Origin of the sequence: Aeromonas sp. 11P, assembly GCF_051920165.1 — a bacterium.
In the GTDB taxonomy this organism is placed as follows: domain Bacteria; phylum Pseudomonadota; class Gammaproteobacteria; order Enterobacterales; family Aeromonadaceae; genus Aeromonas; species Aeromonas veronii.
The window spans coordinates 2,420,264-2,447,121 of the sequence record NZ_JBQBDJ010000004.1 but is presented as its reverse complement, the minus strand read 5'-3'; the positions used below and the strand labels follow the sequence as shown (position 1 = coordinate 2,447,121).

The following is a 26,858-nucleotide window of genomic DNA, read 5'->3' as shown; positions in this document are numbered from 1 at the left end:
ACAATTATCGTATGTCTGAAAGAGGGATAAATGATGAATAGAATAATTACCGCCAATCTGGCGTTTTTGGCGTCTTCATTGATGCTCGCTCAGGTGCAGGCGGCTGAACCTGTCTACCCTGATCAGGTCAAGTGGGCGGGTCTTGGGACGGGCGTCTGTGCCAGTGGTTACCGTCCTCTGACCCGCGATGAAGCCATGAGTATCAAGGGTAATCTGGTCAGCCGCATGGGGCAGTGGCAGATCACCGGGCTGGCGGATCGCTGGGTGATTATGGGGCCGGGATATAATGGCGAAATCAAACAGGGCACTGCCGGAGAAACCTGGTGTTATCCCAACTCACCAGTTTCCGGAGAAATACCAACACTCTCTGACTGGAATATTCCGGCGGGTGATGAGGTCGATGTGCAATGGCGGCTTGTCCATGATAATGATTATTTTATCAAGCCAGTCAGTTATCTCGCCCATTATTTGGGATACGCCTGGGTGGGTGGAAATCATAGCCCTTATGTCGGGGAAGATATGGATGTTACCCGGGTTGGCGATGGCTGGTTGATAAAGGGAAATAATGATGGCGGCTGCTCCGGATATCGTTGCGGGGAGAAGAGCTCCATCAAGGTAAGCAACTTCTCATATACCCTGGAACCCGACTCCTTCAGCCATGGTCAGGTCACCGAGAGCGGCAAGCAGCTGGTCAAGACCATCACGGCCAATGCGACCAACTACACGGATCTGCCTCAGCAGGTGGTGGTGACCCTGAAGTACGACAAGGCCACCAACTGGTCGAAGACCGACACCTACAGCCTGAGCGAGAAGGTGACCACCAAGAACAAGTTTCAGTGGCCGCTGGTGGGGGAAACCGAACTGGCCATCGAGATCGCAGCGAGCCAGAGCTGGGCTTCCCAACACGGGGGCTCGACCACCGAGACTGTCTCGGTTGAAGCGCGCCCCACGGTGCCACCTCACTCCAGCCTGCCGGTGCGGGTTGCCCTCTACAAGTCCAATATCTCATACCCCTATGAGTTCAAGGCCGAGGTCAATTATGACCTGACCATGAAGGGCTTCCTGCGTTGGGGCGGCAATGCCTGGTATACCCATCCTGATAATCGTCCGACCTGGGAGCACACCTTTGCCGTCGGCCCGTTCCGCGACAAGGCCAGCAGCATCCGCTATCAGTGGGACAAGCGTTATATCCCGGGTGAAGTGAAGTGGTGGGACTGAACTGGACCATCAGCGAGTATGGTTTGTCGACCATGCAGAATAACCTGGGTCGTGTGCTGCGCCCGATCCGTTCGGCGGTGACCGGTGACTTCTATGCCGAGAGCCAGTTTGCCGGCGATATCGAAATCGGTCAGCCCCAGACCCGTTCCGCGGCCTCTGCCCAGTTGCGTAACGCCTCTGCTGAAGGTGTGGCTCTGACCGGTGTAGATCTGGATCAGGAGGCCCTTGCCAACGAAGGGTTTGGCAATGTATCCCTGACCATAGTTCCGGTTCAATAACCTCCCTCGCAGGCCCCTTTCATAGGGGCCTGTTTCTGTTCTGCGCAAGACGATGCACTTGCCCAGCGCCCTCGATTTTCCCTCTTTTTCTCCTCTTGTCCCTGCATGATCACAGCGGGAAGCTGTAGCTTGCCAAGGGGATGCCAACGCAGGTTTGCCCTCTGTTTGGGGTGGCCCCGTGAGCGAGGCATTGTTCACTCATTTGTTGAAAGAGGCGTGTTGGCCAGATTGTTAACGGCTTGTGCTTTAAATTTTCCCCCTTATACTGGCGCCATCTTGTCGGAGTGCTGACCGTCGAACGACGCGAAGCTGAGACCGTTAATTCGGGATCCGTGGAACCTGATCAGGTTAAAACCTGCGAAGGGAACAAGGGTAACTTGCGGGTTACCGCGCCGGAGGAGGAACAAGCCCTCTTCCGCTCATCGTAGGGATCACCCTTGATGGGTCAGGGCGCACAGGAGGGAGTCTGTCCCGTCCGGTTGTCGAGCACGTGGGGCGCCTTGCCCACAGCATGCAGAGAGCGGGAAGCGGCAGAACAGCAGCGCGGAGATCTATCCCGCGCGCACTCCCTCCCGAGATAAACACCCCGCCGCAAGTTCATCTTCTCCTCGAACTCCAGACAAGCAAATACCCATAACTTCAACCAGTTAATGTGAGTTTTGCTATGTCTACTTCCGTATCTGATACCACCAAATCCAGCCGCCGCGAGCAGCGCTCCAGCGCTCAGGCCTTTATCGACAGCCTCAAGGGGATGGCTCACCCCAACTCCCGCCGCATCTTTATCGAAGGCTCCCGCGCCGATATTCGTGTTCCCCTGCGGGAGATCCAGCTGGCCGACACCTTCGTCGGTGGCACCAAAGAAGATCCCCGGTTCGAGCCCAACGAGCCGGTGCCGGTCTACGACACCTCGGGCCGTTACGGGGAGGAGGGGGTCGCCATCGATGTGCGCCGTGGCCTGCCGCGCTTGCGGGAGAACTGGGTGCTGGAGCGGGATGACACCGACGAACTGCCGGGGCTCAGCTCCACCTTCACTCAGGAGCGGCTGGCCGATGAGGGGCTGGATCACCTGCGCTTCGAGCACTTGCCAAAGCCGCGCCGCGCCAAGCCGGGTCGCCGGGTCACCCAGCTCCACTATGCCCGTGCCGGTATCGTCACTCCCGAGATGGAATTTATCGCCATTCGCGAGAACATGGGGCGCGAGCGGGTGCGCTCCGAGCTCCTGCGCACCCAGCATCCGGGCCGCGATTTCGGTGCCCGTCTGCCCCAGAACATCACCCCGGAATTTGTGCGCGATGAGGTGGCCGCCGGTCGCGCCATCATCCCCAGCAACATCAACCACCCGGAAGCGGAGCCGATGATCATCGGCCGCAATTTTCTGGTGAAGATCAACGCCAATATCGGCAACTCGGCGATCACCTCCAGCATTGAGGAGGAGGTCGAAAAGCTGGTCTGGTCCACCCGCTGGGGCGCCGACACCGTCATGGATCTCTCCACCGGTCGCTATATCCACGAGACCCGCGAGTGGATCCTGCGCAACAGCCCGGTGCCCATCGGTACCGTGCCCATCTATCAGGCGCTGGAGAAGACCAACGGCATCGCCGAAGAGCTCACCTGGGAGCTGTTCCGTGACACCCTGCTGGAGCAGGCCGAGCAGGGGGTGGACTACTTCACCATCCATGCCGGTGTCTTGCTGCGTTTCGTGCCGATGACCGCCAAGCGCCTCACCGGCATCGTCTCCCGTGGCGGCAGCATCATGGCCAAGTGGTGCCTCTCCCACCACAAGGAGAACTTCCTCTACCAGCACTTCCGCGAAATCTGCGAGATCTGCGCCGCCTATGACGTGGCCCTGTCACTGGGCGATGGTCTGCGTCCGGGCTCCATCTATGACGCCAACGACGAGGCCCAGTTCGCCGAGCTGCGCACCCTGGGTGAGCTGACCAAAATCGCGTGGGAGTACGACGTGCAGGTGATGATCGAGGGGCCGGGTCACGTGCCGATGCACATGATCGAGCGCAACATGACCGAGCAGCTGGAGCGCTGTCACGAGGCGCCGTTCTATACGCTGGGCCCGCTCACCACCGATATCGCGCCGGGTTACGATCACTTCACCTCCGGCATCGGCGCCGCGCTGATCGGCTGGTACGGCTGCGCCATGCTCTGCTACGTCACCCCCAAGGAGCATCTGGGGCTGCCCAACAAGGAGGATGTGAAGCAGGGGCTGATTACCTACAAGATCGCCGCTCACGCCGCAGACCTTGCCAAGGGGCATCCGGGCGCCCAGATCCGCGACAACGCCATGTCCAAGGCGCGTTTCGAGTTCCGCTGGGAGGATCAGTTCAATCTGGCGCTGGATCCCGACACCGCTCGTGCCTACCACGACGAGACCCTGCCGCAGGAGTCCGGCAAGGTGGCCCACTTCTGCTCCATGTGCGGGCCCAAGTTCTGCTCCATGAAGATCACTCAGGATGTGCGTGACTATGCCGCCAAGCTTGAAGTGGTGGAGATCAAGCTGGTCGGTATGGATGGCCAGCAGGAGCAGGTAGTGGCTCAGGTGGAGAGCGGCATGGCCCGCATGGCGGAGACCTTCAAGGAGACTGGCGGCGAGATCTATCATCAGGCGGCGGCGCTGAAACAGGCCGCAGGGGAGGAGGCGTGAGCAGCGCAAGCGGGGCTGTCAGCCCCGCCGATCTGCTGCCCGTGACGGACTCCCGCCCAGTTGTCTGGACCATCGCCGGTTCAGACTCCGGCGGCGGTGCCGGCATTCAGGCCGACTTGCACACATTGCACGACCTCGGTGTCCACGGCTGCTCGGTCATCTCCGCCATCACCGCCCAGAACTCGGTGGCGGTGAAGATGGTCGACCCCGTGCTGATGCAGACCTTCACCGCCCAGATCGACGCCCTCGGTGTCGATCTGCCGCCCGCCGCCATCAAGATCGGCCTGCTGCCGACCCGGCTGCATGTCGAGGTGCTGGCCCGTCGACTGGCGGCCATCGATGCCCCCTTTGTGGTCTACGATCCGGTGGCCATCGCCAGCACCGGCACCCCGATGGCGGAGCCCAATATGCTGGAGGCGGTGCGCGAACAGCTGCTGCCACGTCTGTCGCTTATTACCCCCAACGGCCCCGAGCTGGAAGCCCTGACCGGCTTGCCGGTCAGCAGCCCCGAGCTGGTGCGCCTCGCCGCCCGGCGGCTGCGCGAACTCGGTGCCCGCGCCGTGCTGGTCAAGGGCGGACATCTGGAGTGGAACGGCGATCTCTGCCTCGACTACTACCAGGATGAGCAGCGCGAATTCTGGCTGGCGGCGCCGCGACTCGATACCCGCCATGGCCACGGCACCGGCTGCTGCTACGCCAGCGCCATCGCCGCCGTGGTGGCGCAGGATTATCCGGTGGAGGACGCCATCACCCTCGCTCGCGCCTACCTGCAACAGGGGCTGGCGGCGGCGCAGGGGGTGGGCGCAGGCCCGGGGCCCATCGCCCATCTCGGTTGGCCTGCCGACCTGGCCCACTTCCCCCGTGCCGTGCTGGCAGGGTCTGCCCTCGATCGCCGCTTCGGACTTTATGAGACAAGCTGCGCCCGCCTGCCGCAGGGCCCCTTCGCGCCGACCGAACACAACCTCGGCCTCTATCCGGTGGTCGATTCGGTCAAGTGGCTGCGCCGCCTGCTGGGGGCTGGGGTCAAGACCATCCAGCTGCGGATCAAGAATCTGCCCGCCGCTCAGGTGGCACCGGCCATTCGTGATGCGGTAGCGCTCGGTCGCCGTCATGGGGCGCGGCTCTTTATCAACGACTACTGGCAGCAGGCCATCGAGGAGGGCGCCTGGGGCGTGCATCTGGGGCAGGAGGATATGGAGACCGCCGATCTCGCCGCCATTCAGGCGGCCGGGCTGCGCCTTGGCATCTCCACCCACGGCTACTTCGAGCTGATGCGGGCCCGCGAGCTGGCCCCCTCCTATATGGCGCTGGGTCATATCTTCCCGACCAATACCAAGGCGATGCCTTCGCGCCCGCAGGGGCTGGTGCGGCTGCACCGCTACCGCGCCCTGATGTGCGACTGGCCGACGGTGGCCATCGGCGGCATCAGCGAGGAGCGGGTGGCGGCGGTCAAGGCAAGCGGGGTCGGCAGCATCGCGCTGGTCTCGGCCATCACTGCCAGCGATGACTGGCAGGGGGCGATCGAACGGCTGCTCGAGGCCGTGGGAGCGGGGGATGAGCCATGCTCGGCCTCTGCCATAAGGGAGGTGGAACATGCTCTCTGATGTTGAGTATTTGCGATACGGCCGCCAGCTGATGCTGGCGGAAGTGGGCGAGGCGGGTCAGGCGCGGCTCAAGGATAAGTCCGTGCTGATCGTGGGCTTGGGCGGGCTCGGCTCACCGCTCGCCCTCTATCTGGCCGGGGCCGGGGTCGGCACCTTGTGGCTGGCCGATGGCGATACGGTCGATTCCAGCAACTTGCCGCGCCAGATCCTGTTCGATAGCGAGGCGGTCAACCACTCCAAGGCGGAGCTGGCCCGCGAGCGCTTGGCCGCCCACAACCCGCTGGTGGAGCTGATCGCCATCAACCAGCGGCTCGATGCCGCCAGCCTGCCGGAGTTTGTGGCCGAGGTGGATCTGGTGATCGACTGCTGCGACAACCTCGCCACCCGCCAGGCTATCAACGCCGCCTGCGTGGCTCAGGACAAGCCCTGGATCTCTGCCGCCGCAGTGGGTTGGCAGGGGCAGCTGATGGCGCGAACCAGCAGTGAGCACGCCTGCTACGCCTGCCTCTATCCGCTGGATACCAAGCTCGCCCAGAGCTGCGAGACCAGCGGCGTCACCGGCCCGCTGGTCGGAGTGATGGGCTCTTTGCAGGCGCTGGAGGCACTGAAACTGCTGCTCGGGATGCCGAGTCCGGTCGCTGGCACATTGCGCCGCTTCGATGCGTTGACCCATCAGTGGCAGACCCTCACTCTGGCCCCCGACCCCGATTGCCCGGTTTGCGGGCAGCGCCGATGCCCGACACACGATAAGGAGATCACCCCATGACCCTCACCATTCGACTCAACGATAAAGCCCAGTCGCTGGCGGCAGGGCTGAGTGTGGCCGATCTGCTGGCAGCGCAAGACGTTAATCCACAGGGAGTGGCGGTAGCCCTTAACGGCGCCGTGCTGCCCCGTGGCCGCTGGGCCGAGACCCGTCTCAATGACGGGGACGAACTTCACCTCTTTACCGCCATTGCGGGAGGCTGACCCATGATGCTCGCAGTCCCATCTTCGATCGTTCTGCCTTGCGGTGGAACTTCATCTCTTCTTACCACTGTGGCCGGAGGCTGACATGCTCAAGATTGCCGATCACACCTTCTCATCGCGCCTCTTTACCGGCACCGGCAAGTTTGCCCGCCCGGAACTGATGGCCGCCGCCATCGAGGCGAGCGGCTCCCAACTGGTCACCATGGCTATCAAGCGGCTCGAACCGGGCAAGGCCCACGACGATATCCTGAGCCCCTTGCTGCAACTCGGGGTCAAGCTGCTGCCCAACACCTCAGGCGCCAAGACCGCCGCCGAGGCGGTGTTTGCCGCCCACCTCGCCCGCGAGGCGCTGGGGACGAACTGGTTGAAGCTGGAGATCCACCCCGATCCGCGCTATCTGCTGCCCGATCCCATCGAGACGCTGAAAGCCGCCGAGCAGCTGGTGAAAGAGGGCTTTGTGGTGCTGCCCTACTGCGGCGCCGACCCCGTGCTCTGCAAGCGGCTGGAAGAGGTGGGTTGCGCCGCCGTGATGCCGCTCGGCGCCCCCATCGGTTCCAATCAGGGGCTGGTGACCCGGGAGTTTCTCTCCATCATCGTCGAGCAGGCCAATGTGCCTGTGGTGGTGGATGCAGGGATCGGTGCACCAAGCCACGCCGCCGCCGCCTTTGAGCTGGGGGCCGATGCCGTGCTGGTCAATACCGCCATCGCGGTGAGCGGCGACCCGGTGGCCATGGGCCGCGCCTTTGCGCTGGCCTGCACCGCCGGTCGCAGCGCCTATGAGGCAGGACTTGGCGCCCGCGCCCTGCAGGCCCAAGCCTCCAGCCCGCTGACCGATTTTCTGGGGGCGTTATGAGTCATGAAACAGGGGCGACCATGAACATCTCCCCCTTGCCCCAAGGGCAGCCAGAGGTTTGCCCCCCTCTCCCTCTGGGAGAGGGGGTGAGGGCGCCGGGGGTGAGGGCTAAGGAGTCTACCTTTCTCGACCGCTGGTACGAACTTGATTGGGACGATATCGGCATGCAGATCCGCGCCAAGACCGCCGCCGATGTGGCCCGAGCCCTGAGCGCACCCCGCCGCACACTGGCCGATTTTATGGCGCTGATCTCGCCAGCCGCCGAGGCATTTTTGCCGCAGATGGCAGCCGAGGCCGAGCGGCTGACCCGCCAGCGTTTTGGCAACACCATCGGCTTCTATGTACCGCTCTATCTGTCGAATCTGTGCGCCAACGACTGCACCTACTGCGGCTTCTCCATGAGCAACCGCCTCAAGCGCAAGACCTTGAATGCAGAGGAGATTGAGCGCGAGTGTCTGGCCATCAAGGCGCGCGGTTTTGACAGCGTGCTGCTGGTGACCGGCGAGCACGAGCACAAGGTGGGGCTCGCCTATTTTCGCGAGGTGATGCCCATCATCCGCCGCCACTTCAGCACGGTGGGGATGGAGGTGCAGCCCCTCTCGCAGGCCGAATATGCCGAACTGAAAACTCTCGGCCTCGATGCCGTCATGGTCTATCAGGAGACCTACCACGCCCCCACTTACGCCCGCCACCACCTGCGCGGCAACAAGCGGGACATCGCATGGCGCCTCGCGACGCCGGATCGGTTGGGCCGCGCCGGTATCGACAAAATCGGGCTGGGGGCGCTCATTGGCCTCTCTGCGGACTGGCGCGCCGACAGCTACTTTGTCGCCGAGCATCTGAGCTGGCTTGAGCGCCACCACTGGCAGAGCCGCTACTCGCTCTCCTTCCCGCGCCTGCGCCCCTGCACCGGCGGACTGGAACCTGCCGTGGTCATGTCGGATCGCCAGCTGGCACAGCTTATCTGCGCCTGGCGTCTCTTCTCGCCCACGCTGGACTTGTCCCTCTCCACCCGCGAGTCCGCCACCTTTCGCAACGGTGCGGTGCGCCTTGGCATCACCCAGATGTCGGCCGAGTCGCGCACCCAGCCGGGTGGCTATGCCGAGGGGGATAAAGAGGAGCTGGAGCAGTTCGCCATCCACGACGACCGCCCGGTAGGGGAAGTGGCCGCCGCGGTGCGGCAGGCGGGGTTGCAGCCGGTGTTCAAGGATTGGGAACCCTTCTTGGGCCGATAGGGGCGGCCACGTCCCCTTTGCCGGTGGCATCCAGCGTCCAGCCAGACTCCGTGCCTGTGGCAAGCAGGCACGGCTGCGCCGTGCAATCGTAGGGTCGATTAGCCGGTAGGCGTAATCGTCCGTTCCGAGGTATGGCGCTGGCGGCAGGGGCCGTTGTGTGGTGGCACGGCTTTGCCGTGCAGGACGCGAGGCCGCTGGCCTCGAAGGGGTTTCGCCCGCCCTTCGGGCTTGGGCGAGTAACTTTTCTTTGCGTGGCCAAAGAAAAGTCACCAAAAGAAAGGCCACCCCCGCTTATTCGCCCGACTTCGTCGGGTTCCTTCGGCTCACCCGCTTGTCCGACGGCACGCGCCGACGGGCCATCCATGGCCCGGCGCCGCTCGCTCGACATCCTGTCTCGCGGCCTGGACAAGCGGGCTCGCCTCAGCCAATAAGAGGGGGAAACCAAAACCGTGCCCACCATAACCTCAGGGTGTGGTCGTAGTGGTCGTAGGGTGCAATAAGCGAAGCGCATTGCACCGCGATTGTGACGAGAGGTGCAATTCACTTCGTTCATTGCACCCTACGTTTTGCTTCGCTTGGGCCACATTTAACAACAGGGTTGATTGTGGATTGGGCAAAACATGGCGAATTACAGACGAATATGGCAACCGGGGGGAACCTGGTTTTTTACAGTCGTGCTGGCTGAACGTCAGAACAACCATCTACTTGTCGAGCAGATTGATCTGCTGAGGTCAGTTGTCAGGGAGGTGCAAGAGCGCCACCCATTCCGGATCCACGGATGGGTTGTCTTGCCCGAGCATCTACATGCACTGTTGGAGTTGCCGGAAGGGGATACCAATTTTCCGTTGCGCTGGCGCCAAATAAAAAGCAAGTTTTCACGATCAATCCCCAATTCAGAGGCTCGCTCAGAATCTCGTTGGCAGCGTGGTGAGCGGGGTATTTGGCAGCGACGTTATTGGGAGCATCTGATCCGCGATCAGGAAGATTTCAATCATCATCTCGATTACATCCATATCAATCCTGTCAAACATGGATTGGTAACAGCCCCGAAAGATTGGCCATATTCCACCTTCCATCGTTGGGTGCAACAGGGTCGGTATCCATTATATTGGAGAGATACCGCCACGCCAGAAGATGCAATACCACATAACAATAAATAATCGGAATTAACGTGGTTAACGTAGGGTGCAATAAGCGGAGCGCATTGCACCGCTTTCATTATGATAGTTATGCAGATAGAGGTGTAATTCACTTCGTTCATTACACCCTACGCCACTTCGTTCACTGTACCCTACGGAGTTGATATGATCAGATCATTAGTAAGTAATGTACAGATTTATGAGTTTATAAGCCCTTGGCTAAAAGTTTGCTTGTCAAAGAAAGCGATCCATGAAAGCAGTTTTTCAGTGTTCTGCAAAGGGTTATTTCCTGTCGTAATCTTTTGAAGGTAATGAGCAATAGCCATCCATGCTTTAACATGTCTATCGCTAAGCTCAGAGCATACCGGAGATAAAGCTAGTATTAAAGGTTGCTCATTTAAACATACGTTTATTAAATACTCCTTAAATGAGTCGCTCGCTATTTCTTCAGCAATAACTTCTTTGAATTTATTAATGGATACTTGGTTTTCATAATGATCGGCAGCATGAAATAAAAAGTCTTTTCCTATAGTTCCGCTGTCAATAGTCACGTCTTCAAAAATTTGTCTAATTAAAAATCTAAGTTGCGCCCTAAGTCTACGTTCAAGCATAATCTGCTTATGTCTTTTTTCTAATGTTTCATTGTTTTCTCTTTCCTTTTTTTCTTTGCTTTGGATAGCATCTACGACAAAAAGGATTAACACCAACTCTATTACCATTCCTGTAACTTCAGGTAAAAGATTATTAGCTGCATAATCTTCAAGTGTAATTTCACTTTGGGATGTATATAGGTATAGTGTTGTTCGAAGTAAAAAAGCCGCTAATATAAAAACAATTATGTATAGACTTTGCATGTTTCTAGTGGCATTCGCAAAGTGTTCAAGTAATGGCTTCATTTATTTCTTCTTGGCTTTTATGCCAACCGGCTATTCAGTTGGGGGGTTGTTTAATATAATGCCAGTGAAAATTTACTGGATATTTTATAAGTGTTTTAAGCTAACAGGGCATTACCAATATAATCTGGTCAACCACATTACACTATATCTGCACTTCTCTATATGTCTCACACAGTTCAGTAAGAGTCATTAGACTACAGAAATGACGCATTAGGAACAAGCGAATAGATATGTGCATCAAGGGGCTGCCCATGAAGAAAGATACGGTTCCTTGCCCGGCACTCAAAGGTGGCCCCTGCGGCGATGGCAATCGCTTCGCTGGAGCTGTTGCCGATTCCCATCACGATCTCCAGCCGAAATAGTCCCAACTGCCGAAAGCCAAAATCACGGAGCAGGGCGACAGCCTGACGGGCGATGCCGCAGCCTTGGCGGGATTGGCGTACCCAATAGCCGATATTGCCGTAGCGATGATGGGGCGACAGCTGGTTGATACCTGCGCCACCCAGTAGTTGGCCGGTGGTGGCGCAGAAGATGCCCATGTCAAAGGCACGTCCCGCCGCGCGATCCTGATCGCAGCTGGCAAACCACTCCAGCGCGCTCTCCCGAGTAAATGAATGGGAGCACCAGCTCATCCATTTACCGACCGTCTCGATCGATTCGTGGGCCGCGCGGACAAATTCGTCGGCATCGGCCGGTTCGAACGGGCGGATCACGATATTGGCATTGGCAAGGCGCGGGAGAGTCATCACTTATCCTGCTTTTTCAGAAAGTAACTGATATGCCCCGGCGGCATATCGGGCAGCTGGCCAAAGACCTCGTAACCCTGCTTCTGGTAGAAGGGGAGGGCCTGAAAACTGGTGGTTTCCAGATGGTAGTTGGTGATGCCCTTGCTTTGGGCGTACTGCTCCATGGCCTCCAGCAGGCGGCCGCCCCAGCCGTCGCGGCGGAGGCTTTCGTCGATCCAGAGCCAGTCGACGTGCAGCCAGCCCCACTTGATGTCGGCGATGATGCCGCCGTGTACCTTGCCCTCTTTATCCTTGATAAAGCTGGCGATCCGCTCGCGCCGAAGTTCGTACAGTTGAGGGCCAGCCTGACTTACGTTGTAGCCCGTCAGGCCAATGCGCAGTGCTTCAACATCATCGTCCTGAGGCGGTTGGGGTGGGGTGAGTTGCATATGGGCTCCTGCGGTATGGGTTGTGGCGGCGTCAAAGGGTTAAAGCAATACCCGTTTGGACTCTGTTTGGTCAAGTGTTCTGGTCGCTCGCCACCAAGCGTGCATGGTATGGCGCCAGTCAATGGCCCTTGCAACTTCCATCCCCCCTTGCATCACCCCAGAGTGAGGCGCAGACTGTTTGGCCTTGTTTTTATGCGATTCGATTCAAGGCAACCATCATGACTCCTGCCATCAACCTGCTGAAGAAGCTCAAAATTCCCCACAAGCTCTACCCCTACGAGTGCGAAGCCCACGACGATTTCGGCAAGCATGCCGCGACCCAGCTCGGGCTACCGGAGGCGCAGGTGTTCAAGACCCTGGTTGCCCATCACGACAAGCAGGCGGTGGTGGCCATCGTTCCCTCATCCGGCATGTGCAGTCTGAAACAGCTGGCCAAGGCGACCGGTCTCAAGAAGGTGGAGATGATGAAACCGGCGGAAGCGGAGAAGCTGACCGGCTACAAGGTGGGTGGCATCAGCCCGCTGGCGCAGAAGAAACAGTTGCCTACCGTGCTCGATGAGTCGGCGCTGCAGTTTGACGAAATCCTGGTGAGTGGCGGCAAGCGCGGGCTCTCGGTGGGGGTGGCGCCGCAGGATATGCTGACGCTGATGAAGTGGATCGCCGCTCCCATCGGCGAAGAGTAGTGCCGGGCACGGTGTGAACCTGCTCTCCGGGCCTGTGGTGGCCCGGATGTATCCTTGTTGGCTCACTCCTGGCTGATATAGTGGAGATGGAATAATTGCCGCCAAGGATATGGCCCATGCGCGCATCTGCCCGCTCCCTGCTCTTTATCGCGTTGCTGCTGCCCGCCACCGGCAGTGCGGCCCCTGCCTTTACGCTGCGTACCTGCTTTGAAAACAGTGACTCCTACCCCTGGCTGCTGCAATCGGGGGAGGGGGTTGTGCAATATCACCTCAAGGCGGTTGCTACCGCTCTTGATGCCGAGATCGTGCTGACGCCGCTACCGTGGAAGCGCTGCCTCTCTCAGGTGAGCAGTGGCCAGATGGATGCGGCCATCAAGATGAGCTATAGCGTCGAGCGGGCGACCACAGTGGGGGTCTATCCAATGCGTGAGGGCAAACCCGACCCTGCCAAGCGGCTGCTGACAGAGAGTTACAGTCTCTACCAGCTCAAGGGGGGTAAGAGCCAGTGGGATGGCACCACCCTCAGGGTCAATGGCGTGGTGGCTGCCCAGTCAGGATTTTCCATCGTCGACTTGTTGCAGGCTGCGGGAGCCGAGGTGGATGACTCCAGCCGTGACCCGCTGATCATGTTGAAAAAACTGGTGATGGATCGGGCGCAGGCGACCGCCATCCAGACCGAGGTGGCTGACAGTATTCTGGCGGCACATCCCGAGTTGCAGGCCCGCATCGAGCGGCTGTCGCCGGTGCTGGTGGAGAAGCCCTACTATCTGGTTTTCTCTCACCGCTTTTATCAGGCCCATCCCCTACAAAGCCGGCAGGTGTGGGATGCTATCGAGCAGGTGCGCGACTCTGCTGCCTATCAGCGTTATGCAACATCGCTCAGAAGCACACCTCCGGTGGGGGAGTAGGCTGATGGATGCGACTGGCCGAAAAGGGGAGGAGAGCGTGGGGTGGTGGCAGGGCCGAGTGCCCACGCTCAGGGCTACACTGAAAGTACCCCCTTCAGCCAAGGCGCGGTTTATGTCACCCCTGCATCTGCTTGCTGCCGCTCTGCTCTGCATGTTGTCGCTGACCGGACTGGCGGCCACCCGGTTTACCTATATCAGCCCGGAGAGCGAGCGAGATCCGCGAACCACTTATGATCGGGAGCTGCTGCGGCTCGCCCTCGACAAGACCCGTGACCAGTTTGGCGACTATTTGCTGGAACCTGCGCCGCCCATGACCAAGGCGCGCGAGCGGCTCAGCATGCAGCTCGACAGCTATCCCAACCTCTTTGTGATGGATAGCTACAGCAGCACCCGCGAGGATCTGGGGCTCGCCTATGTCCGTTTTCCCATCCATCTGGGGATCGTCAGCTACCGCATCTGTTTTGTCAGCCCGCAGCAAAAGGCGGCGGTGAGCAAAGTGACCGACCTCAAGGGGCTGCGCCAGTTCACCTTCGGTCAGGGCAAGGGGTGGCTGGATGTGGATATCCTGCGTTACGCCGGGATGGAGGTGGTGGAAGTGGAGGGGTACGAAAAGCTGTTCAAGATGGTGGCGCGGGGGCGCTTCGATCTCTTCTGCCGCGGGGTGAGCGAGCTGCGCAGCGAGCAGCTGACCCACAAGGAGATGGCAGATCTGCTGGTGGATGACGCGCTGTTGATCTACTACCCGCTGCCCCGGGTTTTCTACACCAATCCCAACAATCGCGAGGCACTGCAGCGGGTCGAGCGGGGGTTGCAGCTGGCGTGGCAGGATGGCTCGCTACAGGCTCTGTGGCGCAAGAGCTTTGGCCCGGCCATCGCCTTTGCCAAGCTCTCCCAGCGCCGAATGTTGCGTCTGGATAACCCCTTCCTCGACGGGATCAGCTTCGATTACCGCCCCTACTTCTACAATCCGCAAACCGATCGCTTCGGCGATTACTGAGGCGCCTGCCGCTGGCGGCAGAGGGCCAGCCAGGCCTCGGCGGTGCGCGACAGATAGCGCTCGCTCGGCCAGATCACCCCGAGTCGCCAGCTCAATTCGGGCTCCAGCGGTCGCAGCACCAGACCATCCGGAGTCAGCCGGTTGCAGACCGGCTCCGGCAAGAAGGCGACCCCCATGCCGCTGCGTACCATGGCGGTGAGAAAATCCCACTGGCTGCTGCGCGCCGCCACCTGCGGCACAAAGCCCGCCTCCTGACACGCCTGCTCCAACCGCTCGCTCAGGGTAAACGCCTGGGTATAGAGCAGGAAGGGCTCCTCCTGCAGAGACTCCAGCCGCAGCGGCGCCTCGCCATGCCAGCGGGGTTGATCAGGCAGCACCACCCGGATCGGGTATTGATCCAGCTCCAGCGCGCTGAGGGCGCCCCCCTCTTTGGTCGGCAGCATGGTGATGGCGAGATCCAGCTCCCCCTCCAGCACCGCCTGTTCGATGCGGCGACCGCCGTACTCCACCAGGGTCAGCTCCACCTTGGGATAGCGGCTGCGGTAGGCGCGGATCAGATCCGCATAGACGTGACCCACCATGGGGGGAATGCCGAGGGTGAGGCGACCGTGTTGCAGGCTCTGCAGATCCGCCAGTTCGGCCTCCAGCTGTTGCATCTCCGCCAAGATGGTCTGGGCCCGGTTGAACAGCACCTGGCCGCTGTCGGTCAGGGTGAAGCGGCGCCCTTCCCGGTTGAGCAGGGGTTGGCCCAGCTCCTCTTCGATATTGCGGATCATCTTGCTGATGGTGGGCTGGGTGACGAACAGCTTTTCAGAGGCGCGGGTGAAGCTCTTTTCCCGCACCAGTTCGACAAAATAGCGCAGGGCGCGAATATCCATGGACTCTCTCGACTCGTGTTGGCGGGTACGGGATGAAGTATGCCTATGCGGCATGAATTTGATAATTTTAATTCATTTCTGGCAGGTTTTGCTCAACTCTATACTGTGAGCCGGTTCACAGAAAGACGATGATCATGAAAGCCCTCTGCTTGCGCTGGTTACAGACTCCCTTCCAGATTGTGTTGCTGGCAGCCATCTGGCTGCTGGCCGATACCGCGGTGCGTACCCTCCACCTGCCGCTGCCCGCCAACCTCACCGGCATGTTGCTGCTGCTGGCCTGCATCCTGCTCGGGGTGGTAAAGGCCGAGTGGTTCAGCGCGGGGGCTCGCTGGCTGCTGGCGGAGATGCTGCTCTTCTTCGTGCCCGCCGTAGTCGCGGTGGTCAACTATCAGGATCTGCTGCTGCAAGAGGGGTGGCGCATCATGGTGGTGCTGCTGGTGAGCACCACGCTAGTGCTCGGCACCACAGCGCTGGTGGTGGATCGGGTCTACCGCCTCGAACTGAAACTGGCCCGCCGGAGTCGCCGTCATGTCTGATACCCTGCTCGGGCTGATCTGTTTCGCCCTCACCCTGCTCTTCTACTACGCCAGCAAATGGCTCTACGGCAAAAAGCGGATCCTGCCGCTGATGCCGCTGCTGCTGGCGCCGACCCTGCTGGTGGCCGTGGTGCTGCTGTTCCACATCCCCTATCAGGACTACATGGCGGAATCCCACTGGCTGCTCTGGCTGCTGGGCCCGGCGACCGTCGCCTTCGCGGTGCCGGTCTACGAGAACCGCCAGCTCATTCGTCGCCACTGGTTGTCGCTGTCGGTGGGGGTGGTCGCCTCAGTTATTATGGCGGTGGGGAGTACCGTGCTGCTGGCCCGCTGGCTGGATCTCTCCGACATGTTGCAGCGCAGTCTGGCGATGCGATCCATCACTACGCCGTTTGCGGTGGAGGCGACCCGCGCCATCGGCGGTCAGAGCGACCTCACCGCGCTGTTTGTGGTGCTGACCGGCGTCATCGGCATGGCGGTGGGGGAGAGCGTGCTCACCGTGCTGGCCATTCGCAGTCGCCTCGGCAAGGGGGCGGGGTTTGGCGCCTCGGCCCACGGCGCCGGCACCGCCAAGGCCTATCAGATGGGTAACGAAGAGGGGGTGGTCTCCAGTATGGTGATGATGATCGCCGGCATGGTGACCGTGCTGCTGGCGCCCCTGCTGGGCCGGATGTTCTGGTAGGCCGGGCTTCCCTTTAGAAGGCGGCTCGTCCCGGCGCTACACTCTAGTGAGCGTGTATTTCCGGGATGAGCAGTATGACCTTTCATCGCCTCGCTTCCTGCTTGCTGCTGTGCAGCCTTTCCCTCCTTGCCACTCCCCTTCGGGCGAGCGACGTCATCACTCACATCAGCCCCGAGAGCGATCGGGACTTGCGTACCCTCTATTTTCGCGATCTGTTGCAGCTGGCGCTGGAGAAGACCCGCGACAGCTTCGGTGACTACGAGCTGCGAACCGCGCCGCCGATGAACCGTATCCGGATGCGACAGGTTGTGCAGACTCAGCAATACCCCAACCTGTTTGTGGCCGACAGTCTGCGCCCGGCCGCGGAGAGCGGAGCGCTGGATTACGTCCGTTTTCCGGTGGAGCTGGGCATCCTCGGTTATCGCATCTGTTTTGTCAGCCCGCAGCAGGCCGACGCGGTGGCAAGGGTCAATACCCTGGCCGAGCTGCAGCAATTTCTGCACGGGCAGGGACGTGGCTGGCAGGATGTGGAGATCCTGCGTCATGGGGGATTCAAGGTGCAGGAGATCGACGGTTACGAGCGGCTGTTCAAGCTGGTGGCTCGCGGTCGCATCGATCTCTTCTGCCGCGGGGCCAACGAGCTCTTTATCGAGCAGGAGCAGCACAGTGATCTGCCCGGCCTCACCGTGGATCGGCGAGTGGCGCTGCACTATCCCTTCCTCCACCTCTTCTACACCCACAAGGGTAATCAGGCCGCCATCCGCCGCCTCTCGGTCGGCCTCAAGCTGGCGTGGCGGGATGGCTCGCTGCAACAGCTCTGGCTGCGCCACTTCAAACCTTCCCTCGAGCAGGCGCAGCTCCCCAGGCGCCTGTTGTTCGAGTTGGCCAATCCGCGCCTTGATAAGGTGGACTTTGACTATCGGGCCTACCACTACAACCCCGTCGACGGGACGTTCGGGCCCGGGCTGCCTTGATCCTGATGGGGCTGTTCCCGGATAAAGGGCCGTCTCTGCCGATGTGCTGAACCATGCCAAAAAGGCATGTTTTTTATTATTTAAATTCATTTTTTGAAGGTTGGTGCACTGCATATACTGGGGGTCGCTTCACGGTTCAGGTTTGCTCCTGCCTGCTTCTGGCTTGTGCGAGTGAGCCTGAATCGTCCTGCTGCGGCGTCTTGATGTTCTGCATGAAGGCGTCCATCACTGGGCCGGGATCGATCCCGGCAGGTATTACAGCTGACGGAGCCTTGTTATGTTTAATCCCCACTCTTGCGCCCTGATTGTCGAAGGGGGCGCGATGCGCGGCATCTTTGCCAGCGGCGTGCTCGATGCGTTTGTCGAAAGTCACCACTACCCGTTCGATTTCGTCATGGGCGTCTCGGCCGGTGCCACCAATCTGGTCTCTTATCTGAGCGAGCAGCCGCGCCGCAGTCACCACATCATCACCGAGCTGGCTTGCAGCTCCCGTTTTCTCGATCCCCTGCGTTTCGTCAAAGGGGGCGATCTGGTGGACATCGGCTGGCTGTGGCAGGCCAGTCGCCATCGCTTCCCGCTCGATCTCGACACTTTCTGCGCCCGCGACATTCCCTTCTACGCGGTGGCGACCGATGTGGCGAGCGGCAAGGCCATCTATCTGCCGGTGCGGCCCGACAACATGGACGAGGTGCTGACCGCCACCTGTGCCCTGCCGGTGGTGCAGCACGATACCCCCTGCGTCGATGGTCGCCCGATGGCTGATGGCGGCATCAGCGATTCCATTCCGGTGATCGAGGCCTATCGGCTCGGGGCGCGGCGGATGACGGTGGTGCTGTCGGAGCCCCGGGGATATCGCAAGAAGCCGGCCCGTTTCTGCTGGATGGTCAAAGCCTTGCTGAAAACCCAGCCTGCGCTGGCGCAAGCCATGCTGGAGCGGGATCTCGCCTACAACCGGGCACTCGATTTCATTGCCAATCCCCCTGCCGATTGCGAGATCGAGGTGATCGCGCCATCGGCCGGTTTCATGGTCTCCCGTTTTACCCAGGATCCGGTCAAGCTGGAGTCTGGCTATCTGCAGGGTTACTGGCAGGGGCGCCAGAGCCTGCTGCGGGCACGTGGAGAGGTGCGAGCGGTGGCCTGACTGGTTTGCCGGGTGCTGAATATAGAAAGGGGAACCTCGCGGTTCCCCTTTTGCATGTTTGCACGGCAGCCAGTGCTTACAGCATCTGCTTGAGGCGATAGAGCAGGTCCAGTGCCTGACGGGGAGTGAGCTCGTCCGGGCGCACCGCTTCCAGCTCTTCCACCACCGGATGGATCTGCGGGGCGAGAGTCACCGGAGCAGGGCGGCTTTCACCGGCGGCGACCGGAGTGGCGCTCTCCAGCTCATGCAGTTTGTGGCGGGCCTGCTGGATCACCGATTTCGGCACCCCGGCCAACGCCGCCACTTGCAGGCCGTAGGAGCGGCTGGCTGCGCCTTCCTGTACTGCGTGCATAAAGGCGATGGTGTCGCCGTGCTCCACCGCATCGAGGTGGACGTTGGCCAGCCCGCTCATCAGCTCGGGCAAGCGGGTCAGCTCGAAGTAGTGGGTGGCGAACAGGGTGTAGGCGCCAATCTTGCTCGCCAGCTGTTCGGCACAGGCCCACGCCAGCGAGAGGCCGTCATAGGTGCTGGTGCCGCGGCCGATCTCGTCCATCAACACCAGGCTGCGAGCGGTAGCGTTGTTGAGAATGTTGGCGGTCTCGGTCATCTCCACCATAAAGGTGGAACGGCCGGAGGCGAGATCGTCCGATGCCCCGATGCGGGTGAAGATGCGGTCGATGGGGCCGATGCGGGCGCTGTCGGCGGGCACGAAGGCGCCGATATGGGCCAGCAGCACGATCAGCGCGGTCTGGCGCATGTAGGTCGATTTACCGCCCATGTTGGGACCCGTGATGATCAGCATCCGCCGCTCCCGCTCCAGCCGGATGGGGTTGGCGATAAAGGGATCTGTCATCACCTGCTCTACCACCGGATGGCGGCCCGCCTCGATCAGGATCTGATCCTCATCGATGAGGGTCGGGCAGCGGTAGTCGAGGGTCTCGGCCCGCTCGGCCAGGTTGGCCAGCACGTCCAGCTCCGCCAGCGCGGCGGCGGACTCCTGCAGATCGCCCAGATGCGGCAGCAGAGCATCGAGCAGCTCTTCGTAGAGCCGCTTCTCCAGCGCCAGCGCCTGGGACTGGGCGGTGAGTACCTTGTCCTCGTACTTCTTCAGCTCATCGATGATGTAGCGTTCGTTGTTCTTGAGGGTCTGGCGGCGGATGTAGTGGGCCGGCACCAGATGGCTGTTGGCCCGGCTCACCTCGATATAGAAGCCGTGCACCTTGTTGTAGCCCACCTTGAGGGTGTTGATGCCGGTCAGCAGTTTTTCCCGCTCTTCGATGCGGGCGAGGCTGGCGGTGGCGCCGTTGGCGAGATCCCGCAGCTCGTCCAGCTCCTGATTGAAGCCGTCACGGATCACGCCCCCATCGCGGATCAGCACCGGCGGCACTTCCATCACCGCACGTTCCAGCAGGTCGAGCAGCTCGGGGAAGGTGCTGGCCCGCTCGGCCAGCTGTTGCACCGCTTCGTGCTCGTTGTCCGCCAGCAGGCGCTGCAACTCTGGCAACTGGGCGAAGGCCTGACGCAGCCGGGTGAGGTCGCGCGGGCGGGCCGAGCGCAGGGCGAGACGGGCCAGCACCCGCTCCACATCCCCCACCTGACGCAGCAGGTTGCCCAGCTCGTCGTAGAGGTTCTGCTCGATAAGCGTATGGATGGTGCTCTGGCGACCTTTCAGGATCACCCGATCGCGGATCGGCTGGTGGATCCAGCGCTTGAGCAGGCGGCTGCCCATGGGGGTGGCGGTGCGATCCAGCACCTCGGCCAGGGTATTTTCATAGCCACCGGCCAGATTCTGGGTCAGCTCCAGATTGCGGCGGGTGGCGGCATCCATGATGACCGCATGATCTGGCTGCTCGAGGCGTACGTTGCGGATGTGGGGCAGGGCGGTGCGCTGGGTGTCCTTTACGTACTGCATCAGGCAGCCAGCGGCGCACAGGGCGGTCTCGCTCTTGTCTACGCCAAAGCCAACCAGATCCTGGGTGCCGAATTGCTGGCAGAGCAGCTTGCGAGCGGTGCCCAGCTCAAACTCCCACTCCGGGCGGCGGCGCAGGCCGCGGCGACCCTCGATATGGTGCAGAAACTCGAACGATTCCGGGTAGAGCAGCTCCGCCGGATTGGTGCGTTGCAGCTCTGCCAGCAGGGTCTCTTCTTTCTCGAACTGGTTGATGAAGAAGCGGCCCGAGCCGATGTCCATGGTGCCATAGCCGAAGCGGCGGCCATCGTGGTAGACGGCGGCGATCAGGTTGTCCTGCCGCTCGCTGAGCAGCGCTTCGTCGGAGACGGTGCCCGGGGTGATGATGCGAATGACCTTGCGCTCCACCGGCCCCTTGCTGGTGGCGGGATCCCCTACCTGTTCGCAGATGGCGGCGGATTCGCCAAGCTGTACCAACTTGGCCAGATAGCCCTCGATGGCGTGATAGGGCACCCCCGCCATCGGGATGGGGCTACCCGCCGACTGGCCGCGCTTGGTCAGGGAGATGTCGAGCAGTTGGGAGGCCTTGCGGGCATCGTCATAGAACAGCTCGTAGAAGTCGCCCATCCGGTAGAACAGCAGGATCTCCGGGTTCTCGGCCTTGAGGCCAAGGTACTGCTGCATCATGGGCGTGTGGGCGCTCAGATTGGCGCCGGGAGCGGAGCCTGTGGCGCCGCTGGCTTGGTGTTGTGCTGTCATGTTCTGTTCCAGAAGGGGCCTCTGCGGGCCAGTGTCTGCGGTGATGAGCCTTGAGCTTGATGGCGCCATTCTACACATAAGCGCCGCGACGGGGGAGCGGGTGTTCCGGGCGCGGTTGTTCTGCGCTATTGAAGACATGACACCGGCGCAGCACCTCACATTGCGGCAGGCAAGGGCGGTCTGCCGTGGTTGCGGGCGGCGCTAGCGGGATCGCATAATGTGCCCCTTGAGCGGATCATAAGGAGTCGTGATGAAACTGGATGCAGAGATAGAGCACCTTGCCATCGAGCTGGGACGGGCCCTTGGTCAACGGGGCTGGCTGGCGGCGACCGCCGAATCCTGTACCGGCGGTGGGGTGGCTACGGCCATCACCGACATCGCGGGTAGTTCCGGCTGGTTCGATCGCGGATTTGTCACTTACACCAACGAAGCCAAGCAGCAGATGTTGGGGGTGAGCAGCGAGAGCCTTGAGCAGCACGGTGCGGTGAGCGAAGCCGTGGTGCTGGAGATGGCCCGCGGCGCGCTGGCCCACTCGTCTGCCTCCATCAGCGTTGCCATCAGTGGTATCGCCGGTCCCGGCGGCGCCACCGAAGGCAAGCCGGTCGGCACCGTCTGGTTCGCCTGGGCCGACCGCAATGGCCGTCACCACTCCCTGCTGGCCCGCTTCGACGGGGATCGCCGGCAGGTACGCCAGCAGGCGGTGAGACAGGCCTTGTCGGGTCTGTTGGCCCTGCTCAGATAAATTGGGCTTGATACTGTATGAATAGACAGTATACTTAGCCCAACTTCACTTCTTACTCACGATTTCCAGCGGAGATTGGCATGGATCAGAACAAACAGAAGGCACTGGCGGCTGCGCTGGGTCAGATTGAAAAGCAGTTCGGCAAAGGTTCCATCATGCGTCTGGGCGACAGCAAGACCATGGATATCGAAGCCATCTCTACCGGTTCCCTCTCGCTGGACGTGGCGCTGGGCATTGGCGGTCTGCCGTGTGGCCGTATCGTCGAAATCTACGGCCCGGAATCTTCCGGTAAAACCACCCTCACCCTGCAGGTGATCGCGGAAGCCCAGAAGAAGGGTAAGACCTGTGCCTTCGTCGATGCGGAGCACGCGCTGGATCCTATCTATGCCGCCAAGCTCGGCGTCAACGTCGACGACCTGCTTATCTCCCAGCCGGATACCGGTGAACAGGCGCTGGAGATCTGCGACATGCTGGTTCGCTCCAACGCCGTTGACGTTATCATCGTCGACTCCGTGGCTGCCCTGACGCCGAAAGCGGAAATCGAAGGGGAGATGGGTGACTCCCACGTTGGCCTGCAGGCCCGTCTGATGTCCCAGGCGTTGCGCAAGCTGACTGCCAACATCAAGAACGCCAACTGCCTGTGCATCTTCATCAACCAGATCCGGATGAAGATCGGCGTTATGTTCGGCAGCCCGGAGACTACTACCGGCGGTAACGCGCTCAAGTTCTACGCCTCCGTGCGTCTGGATATCCGTCGTACCGGCGCCATCAAGGAAGGTGACGAAGTGGTCGGTAACGAGACCCGCGTCAAGGTAGTGAAGAACAAGGTGGCTCCTCCCTTCAAGCAGGCCGAATTCCAGATCTTCTACGGTGCCGGTATCTCCAAAGAGGGCGAGCTGGTGGATCTGGGCGTCAAGCACAAGCTGATCGACAAGGCGGGCGCCTGGTACAGCTACAACGGCGAGAAGATTGGTCAGGGCAAAGCCAACGTGATGAAGCTGTTCGCCGAGAACAAGGCGCTGGCTGGCGAAGTGGAAGCCCGCCTGCGCGAGCTGCTGCTCTCCGGTGCCGTACCTGTCGATGACAAGGCTGCATCGGTTGAGGCAGAAGAGTTCGATGCCGAAAGCGAACAAGAGTTCGAATAAGGAACAAAGGAAGGCCGGGTAGATACCCGGCCTTGTTATTTATGATGGTAGATGAATCCGTGACCGAACCGCTTGAGCCCGCCGAGCCGACCTTTGCCGAGCAGCTGGCCGCCGCCCGCGCCTTTGCCATGCGCAGTCTGGCCCGTCGCGAGAGTGCCGAGTCTGAGCTGGCCAACCGGCTGCGCCAGCAGGGCTTCAATGAAGAGGTGATCGAGGCGGTGGTCGACTACTGCCGCGGGTACAACTGGGTCAATGACGAACGTTACGGCGGTATGGCTGTACGTGCCGGTGCCGCCAAGGGGCATGGCCCCATCAAGATCCGCTTCGATCTGCGCCGCAAGGGGCTGGACGATATGCAGATAGACGCCGCTTTCGAACAACCCGAGCTGGACTGGTTCGAGCTCGCCTTCGAGCTGCTGGAACGACGGGCAAAAAGAGCCGATCTGGCCGATTTCAAGCTACGGATGAAGTGGCTCAAGTATCTGCTGGGGCGCGGCTTTACCCAGGATCAGGCCCGTTATGCCATCTCTGCCCTGCAGGAGCGGGAAGAGTAACGCCACTGCGTGGCAAACGTCGTTTCACCTCTCTTGGTGGCAGGTTTTCCCTGCCCGCTCAGTAGTTTGCGCAAGCAATTCCGAAAAAGCGGCCTTTTGTTCATCTCATCTCTCTTTCTGCGCTGCTTTTTTGCCTCTCGACAGTGAAAAAAGCCACTGTGGGCAGCGGCGCTCTTATCTGGCCCGTTTATGTGCGCTTTTTCGCCCGTGGCGGCCCTGTCCGTTTTACTTTACCCCGCAGAAAACTTACATTAATGCGGTTAAAAGTCCGTATTCGAATCAAGCAGGATTTTCCATGTATATGTCCACGTCAGAGATACGCGCTGCGTTTCTCGAGTATTTCCGTTCCCAGGGACACCAGGTTGTCTCCTCCAGCTCGCTGGTACCGCATAACGACCCGACCCTGTTGTTTACCAACGCGGGTATGAACCAGTTCAAGGATGTGTTCCTTGGCGCAGACAAGCGTGCCTACAATCGCGCGACGACTTCCCAGCGTTGCGTGCGTGCCGGTGGTAAGCACAACGATCTGGAAAACGTCGGCTATACCGCTCGTCACCACACCTTCTTCGAAATGCTGGGCAACTTCAGCTTCGGTGACTACTTCAAGCAGGATGCCATCAAGTTTGCATGGGGCTTCCTGACCGAGGTGCTGCAGCTGCCGAAAGATCGCCTGCTGGTAACCGTCTACGCGACTGACGATGAAGCTTTCGATATCTGGGAAAAAGAGGTTGGTGTCCCGGCCGATCGCATCGTCCGCATCGGTGACAACAAGGGCGCCCCTTACGCTTCCGACAACTTCTGGGCGATGGGCGATACCGGCCCGTGCGGTCCTTGCACCGAGATCTTCTATGACCACGGCGATCACATCTGGGGTGGCCGTCCCGGCTCACCGGAAGAGGATGGTGACCGTTTCATCGAGATCTGGAACGTGGTGTTCATGCAGTTCAACCGTCAGGCTGACGGCACCATGGAGCCGCTGCCGCGTCCGTCCGTGGATACCGGCATGGGTCTGGAGCGTATCTCCGCCATCATGCAGGGTGTGCACTCCAACTACGAAATCGACATCTTCCAGGCGTTGATCAAGAAAGCGGCCGAGATTGTCGGCACCACCGATCTGAGCAACCAGTCCCTGCGCGTCATCGCTGACCACATCCGCTCCTGCGCCTTCCTGGTGGCTGATGGCGTGATGCCGTCCAACGAAGGTCGTGGCTATGTGCTGCGTCGTATCATCCGCCGTGCTGTGCGTCATGGTCGCAAGCTGGGCGCGACCGATGTCTTCTTCTACAAACTGGCTGCCGAGCTGGCCGTGCAGATGAAAGACGTCGCTGCCGAGCTGATCGCCCAGCTGCCGCTGGTCGAGCGCGTGCTGCGTATCGAAGAGGAGCAGTTTGTCCGCACTCTGGATCGCGGTCTGCTGCTGCTGGAAGACGCTCTGGCCAATCTCGGCGATGCCAAGGTTATTCCGGGCGAGGTGGTGTTCAAGCTCTATGACACTTACGGCTTCCCGGCCGACCTGACTGCCGACGTGGTGCGCGAGCGCGAGATCGGCATCGACGAAGAGGGCTTCAAGGCCGAGATGGAGAAGCAGCGTGCTCGTGCCAAGGAAGCGTCCAGCTTCGGTGTGAACTACAACGAGATGCTCAAGCTCGACTTCGAGACCCCCTTCACCGGTTACAAGACCCTGACCGAGCGCACTCGCGTGGTCGGTATCTACAAGGGTGTGGAAGAGGTGAGCGGTCTTATCGCCGGTGACGAAGCGGTCATCGTGCTGGAAGAGACCCCCTTCTACGCCGAGTCCGGCGGTCAGATTGGCGACAGCGGTATCCTGAAAGTGGACGACGGCATCTTTGCCGTGACCGACACCCTGAAAGCGGGCAAGGCGATCATCCACAAGGGCTACATGGAGTTGGGCCCCCTGGAGAAGGACGCCGAAGTAGAAGCCGTGGTTGATGGCGATCGTCGTCAGGCCATCGCCCTGAACCACTCCGTGACTCACCTGCTGCACGCAGCCCTGCGTCAGGCACTGGGCGAGCACGTCACCCAGAAAGGTTCTCTGGTTGGAGCCGAGCGCATGCGTTTCGACTTCTCCCACTTCGAGGGGCTGACCATGGCGACCATTCGTCGGGTCGAGGAGCTGGTCAACAACCAGATCCGCGCCAACCACGAAATCACCACCCAGCTGATGGATCTGGAGGCGGCCAAGTCCGCCGGTGCCATGGCGCTATTTGGTGAAAAATATGAAGACGACGTGCGTGTGGTGCGCATGGGCGACTACTCCACCGAGCTGTGCGGCGGTACTCACGCCAAGCGCACCGGTGATATCGGCTTCTTCAAGATCATCGCCGAGAGCGGCATCGCGGCTGGTGTGCGCCGTATCGAAGCGGTGACCGGCAAGGCCGCCATCGACTTCATGCATCAGGTTGGCGAGCAGATCGAAGAGGCTGCCGCACTGGTGAAAGGTGACCAGTTCTGCATCGCTGACAAGGTTCGCCAGATGCTGGACAAGGCCAAGATGATGGAGCGCGAGTTGGAGCAGCTCAAGGCCAAGCTGGCCGCTCAGGCCGGTAACGACCTGCTGGGTCAGGTGATCGAGATCAACGGTCAGAAGGTGCTGGTTGCTGCGCTGGAAGGGGCCGATCCGAAATCCCTGCGCGGCATGCTGGACGAGCTGAAGAACCAGATGAAGTCCGGTGTCGTGCTGCTGGCAACCTGTGCCGACGGCAAGGTCAACCTGATCGCCGGTGTCACCAACGACCTGACCGGCAAGGTCAAGGCCGGTGAGCTGGTCAATCTGGTTGCCCAGCAGGTGGGTGGCAAGGGCGGTGGCCGTCCGGACATGGCACAGGCGGGTGGTACCCAGCCTGAGGCGGTGCCGGCAGCGCTGCAATCCGTTCACTCCTGGCTGGAAGAGCGCCTGTAATCGGGCGA

The 26,858-nt window shown here is 60.8% G+C and carries 23 protein-coding genes, 1 pseudogene and 1 riboswitch; of the genes and pseudogenes, 19 read left to right on the top strand and 5 right to left on the bottom strand.

Features of this window, described 5'->3' with window-relative positions; translation table 11 throughout:
* Window positions 1-33 precede the first annotated feature (33 nt).
* The 8 genes and pseudogenes from aerA (at window position 34) to ACTG1P_RS11200 (ending at window position 9,973) form a co-directional block, all read left to right on the top strand.
* Window positions 34-1,496: pseudogene (aerA, locus tag ACTG1P_RS11235) on the top strand (aerolysin AerA).
* Between the two features lie 270 nt (window positions 1,497-1,766).
* Window positions 1,767-1,879: riboswitch (TPP riboswitch) on the top strand.
* A 281-nt stretch (window positions 1,880-2,160) separates the two neighbouring features.
* Window positions 2,161-4,152, top strand: coding sequence for a phosphomethylpyrimidine synthase ThiC (gene thiC, locus ACTG1P_RS11230; protein ID WP_440001305.1), 1,992 nt, complete (start codon window positions 2,161-2,163; stop codon window positions 4,150-4,152).
* Entirely contained in the window at window positions 4,149-5,756 is a 1,608-nt protein-coding gene (gene thiE, locus ACTG1P_RS11225) for a thiamine phosphate synthase (protein ID WP_440001304.1), read from the top strand. The genes thiC and thiE overlap by 4 nt, the downstream gene beginning before the upstream one ends.
* Window positions 5,746-6,522, top strand: coding sequence for a HesA/MoeB/ThiF family protein (locus ACTG1P_RS11220; protein WP_440001303.1), 777 nt, complete (start codon window positions 5,746-5,748; stop codon window positions 6,520-6,522). The genes thiE and ACTG1P_RS11220 overlap by 11 nt, the downstream gene beginning before the upstream one ends.
* A complete protein-coding gene (gene thiS, locus ACTG1P_RS11215) occupies window positions 6,519-6,725 on the top strand; it encodes a sulfur carrier protein ThiS (RefSeq protein ID WP_139405115.1) in 207 nt (68 codons plus the stop codon). Before ACTG1P_RS11220 ends, thiS begins: the two co-directional genes overlap by 4 nt.
* 85 nt (window positions 6,726-6,810) lie before the next feature.
* Window positions 6,811-7,578, top strand: a complete 768-nt coding sequence (locus ACTG1P_RS11210; RefSeq protein ID WP_042081355.1) for a thiazole synthase — start codon at window positions 6,811-6,813, stop codon at window positions 7,576-7,578.
* Between the two features lie 20 nt (window positions 7,579-7,598).
* Window positions 7,599-8,813, top strand: coding sequence for a 2-iminoacetate synthase ThiH (thiH, locus tag ACTG1P_RS11205; protein WP_440002300.1), 1,215 nt, complete (start codon window positions 7,599-7,601; stop codon window positions 8,811-8,813).
* A 620-nt stretch (window positions 8,814-9,433) separates the two neighbouring features.
* Window positions 9,434-9,973: an REP-associated tyrosine transposase gene (locus ACTG1P_RS11200; RefSeq protein ID WP_440001302.1), complete on the top strand. Its 540-nt coding sequence runs from the start codon at window positions 9,434-9,436 to the stop codon at window positions 9,971-9,973.
* 176 nt (window positions 9,974-10,149) lie between these two features.
* On the opposite strand, the gene ACTG1P_RS11195 is transcribed toward ACTG1P_RS11200, so the two are convergent.
* The 3 genes from ACTG1P_RS11195 to ACTG1P_RS11185 all read right to left on the bottom strand — a co-directional run bounded on the left by ACTG1P_RS11195 (window position 10,150) and on the right by ACTG1P_RS11185 (window position 12,022).
* Entirely contained in the window at window positions 10,150-10,848 is a 699-nt protein-coding gene (locus ACTG1P_RS11195) for a hypothetical protein (protein ID WP_440001301.1), read from the bottom strand.
* Window positions 10,849-11,042: 194 nt separating this feature from the next.
* The gene (locus ACTG1P_RS11190; RefSeq protein WP_440001300.1) at window positions 11,043-11,594 is read right to left on the bottom strand and encodes a GNAT family N-acetyltransferase; all 552 of its coding nucleotides are present in this window, start codon (window positions 11,592-11,594) and stop codon (window positions 11,043-11,045) included.
* Entirely contained in the window at window positions 11,594-12,022 is a 429-nt protein-coding gene (locus ACTG1P_RS11185) for a GNAT family N-acetyltransferase (protein WP_440001299.1), read from the bottom strand. The genes ACTG1P_RS11190 and ACTG1P_RS11185 overlap by 1 nt, the downstream gene beginning before the upstream one ends.
* Before the next feature lie 218 nt (window positions 12,023-12,240).
* Here ACTG1P_RS11185 and ybaK point away from each other — a divergent pair, with 218 nt between their 5' ends.
* The 3 genes from ybaK (at window position 12,241) to ACTG1P_RS11170 (ending at window position 14,610) form a co-directional block, all read left to right on the top strand.
* Window positions 12,241-12,705 (top strand): Cys-tRNA(Pro) deacylase, encoded by a 465-nt coding sequence (ybaK, locus tag ACTG1P_RS11180; protein ID WP_113740402.1) that lies wholly within the window; start codon window positions 12,241-12,243, stop codon window positions 12,703-12,705.
* Window positions 12,706-12,821: 116 nt separating this feature from the next.
* On the top strand, window positions 12,822-13,613 hold the full coding sequence (locus ACTG1P_RS11175) for a substrate-binding periplasmic protein (protein WP_139742514.1): 792 nt from the start codon (window positions 12,822-12,824) through the stop codon (window positions 13,611-13,613).
* 112 nt (window positions 13,614-13,725) lie between these two features.
* The gene (locus ACTG1P_RS11170; RefSeq protein ID WP_440001298.1) at window positions 13,726-14,610 is read left to right on the top strand and encodes a hypothetical protein; all 885 of its coding nucleotides are present in this window, start codon (window positions 13,726-13,728) and stop codon (window positions 14,608-14,610) included.
* Here ACTG1P_RS11170 and ACTG1P_RS11165 read toward each other — a convergent pair.
* Window positions 14,604-15,488, bottom strand: a complete 885-nt coding sequence (locus ACTG1P_RS11165; RefSeq protein ID WP_139430208.1) for a LysR family transcriptional regulator — start codon at window positions 15,486-15,488, stop codon at window positions 14,604-14,606. The two genes, ACTG1P_RS11170 and ACTG1P_RS11165, sit on opposite strands and share 7 nt — an antisense overlap.
* 134 nt (window positions 15,489-15,622) lie before the next feature.
* Here ACTG1P_RS11165 and ACTG1P_RS11160 point away from each other — a divergent pair, with 134 nt between their 5' ends.
* The 4 genes from ACTG1P_RS11160 to ACTG1P_RS11145 all read left to right on the top strand — a co-directional run bounded on the left by ACTG1P_RS11160 (window position 15,623) and on the right by ACTG1P_RS11145 (window position 18,821).
* The gene (locus ACTG1P_RS11160; RefSeq protein ID WP_040069042.1) at window positions 15,623-16,024 is read left to right on the top strand and encodes a CidA/LrgA family protein; all 402 of its coding nucleotides are present in this window, start codon (window positions 15,623-15,625) and stop codon (window positions 16,022-16,024) included.
* Window positions 16,017-16,706, top strand: coding sequence for an LrgB family protein (locus ACTG1P_RS11155; protein ID WP_041210813.1), 690 nt, complete (start codon window positions 16,017-16,019; stop codon window positions 16,704-16,706). The genes ACTG1P_RS11160 and ACTG1P_RS11155 overlap by 8 nt, the downstream gene beginning before the upstream one ends.
* Window positions 16,707-16,780: 74 nt before the next feature.
* On the top strand, window positions 16,781-17,680 hold the full coding sequence (locus tag ACTG1P_RS11150; RefSeq protein WP_440001297.1) for a hypothetical protein: 900 nt from the start codon (window positions 16,781-16,783) through the stop codon (window positions 17,678-17,680).
* 277 nt (window positions 17,681-17,957) lie between these two features.
* On the top strand, window positions 17,958-18,821 hold the full coding sequence (locus tag ACTG1P_RS11145; protein WP_440001296.1) for a patatin-like phospholipase family protein: 864 nt from the start codon (window positions 17,958-17,960) through the stop codon (window positions 18,819-18,821).
* Window positions 18,822-18,897: 76 nt separating this feature from the next.
* On the opposite strand, the gene mutS is transcribed toward ACTG1P_RS11145, so the two are convergent.
* A complete protein-coding gene (gene mutS, locus ACTG1P_RS11140) occupies window positions 18,898-21,489 on the bottom strand; it encodes a DNA mismatch repair protein MutS (RefSeq protein ID WP_440001295.1) in 2,592 nt (863 codons plus the stop codon).
* A gap of 250 nt (window positions 21,490-21,739) precedes the next feature.
* Between mutS and pncC the strand changes: the two genes are divergently transcribed.
* From pncC to alaS, 4 genes are all read left to right on the top strand, one after another.
* A complete protein-coding gene (gene pncC, locus ACTG1P_RS11135) occupies window positions 21,740-22,231 on the top strand; it encodes a nicotinamide-nucleotide amidase (RefSeq protein ID WP_005348742.1) in 492 nt (163 codons plus the stop codon).
* A gap of 80 nt (window positions 22,232-22,311) precedes the next feature.
* Entirely contained in the window at window positions 22,312-23,376 is a 1,065-nt protein-coding gene (gene recA, locus ACTG1P_RS11130) for a recombinase RecA (protein ID WP_041210818.1), read from the top strand.
* A 44-nt stretch (window positions 23,377-23,420) separates the two neighbouring features.
* The gene (locus ACTG1P_RS11125) at window positions 23,421-23,930 is read left to right on the top strand and encodes a regulatory protein RecX (RefSeq protein ID WP_440002299.1); all 510 of its coding nucleotides are present in this window, start codon (window positions 23,421-23,423) and stop codon (window positions 23,928-23,930) included.
* A gap of 295 nt (window positions 23,931-24,225) precedes the next feature.
* Window positions 24,226-26,850: an alanine--tRNA ligase gene (gene alaS, locus ACTG1P_RS11120; RefSeq protein WP_440001294.1), complete on the top strand. Its 2,625-nt coding sequence runs from the start codon at window positions 24,226-24,228 to the stop codon at window positions 26,848-26,850.
* Window positions 26,851-26,858: the final 8 nt, after the last annotated feature.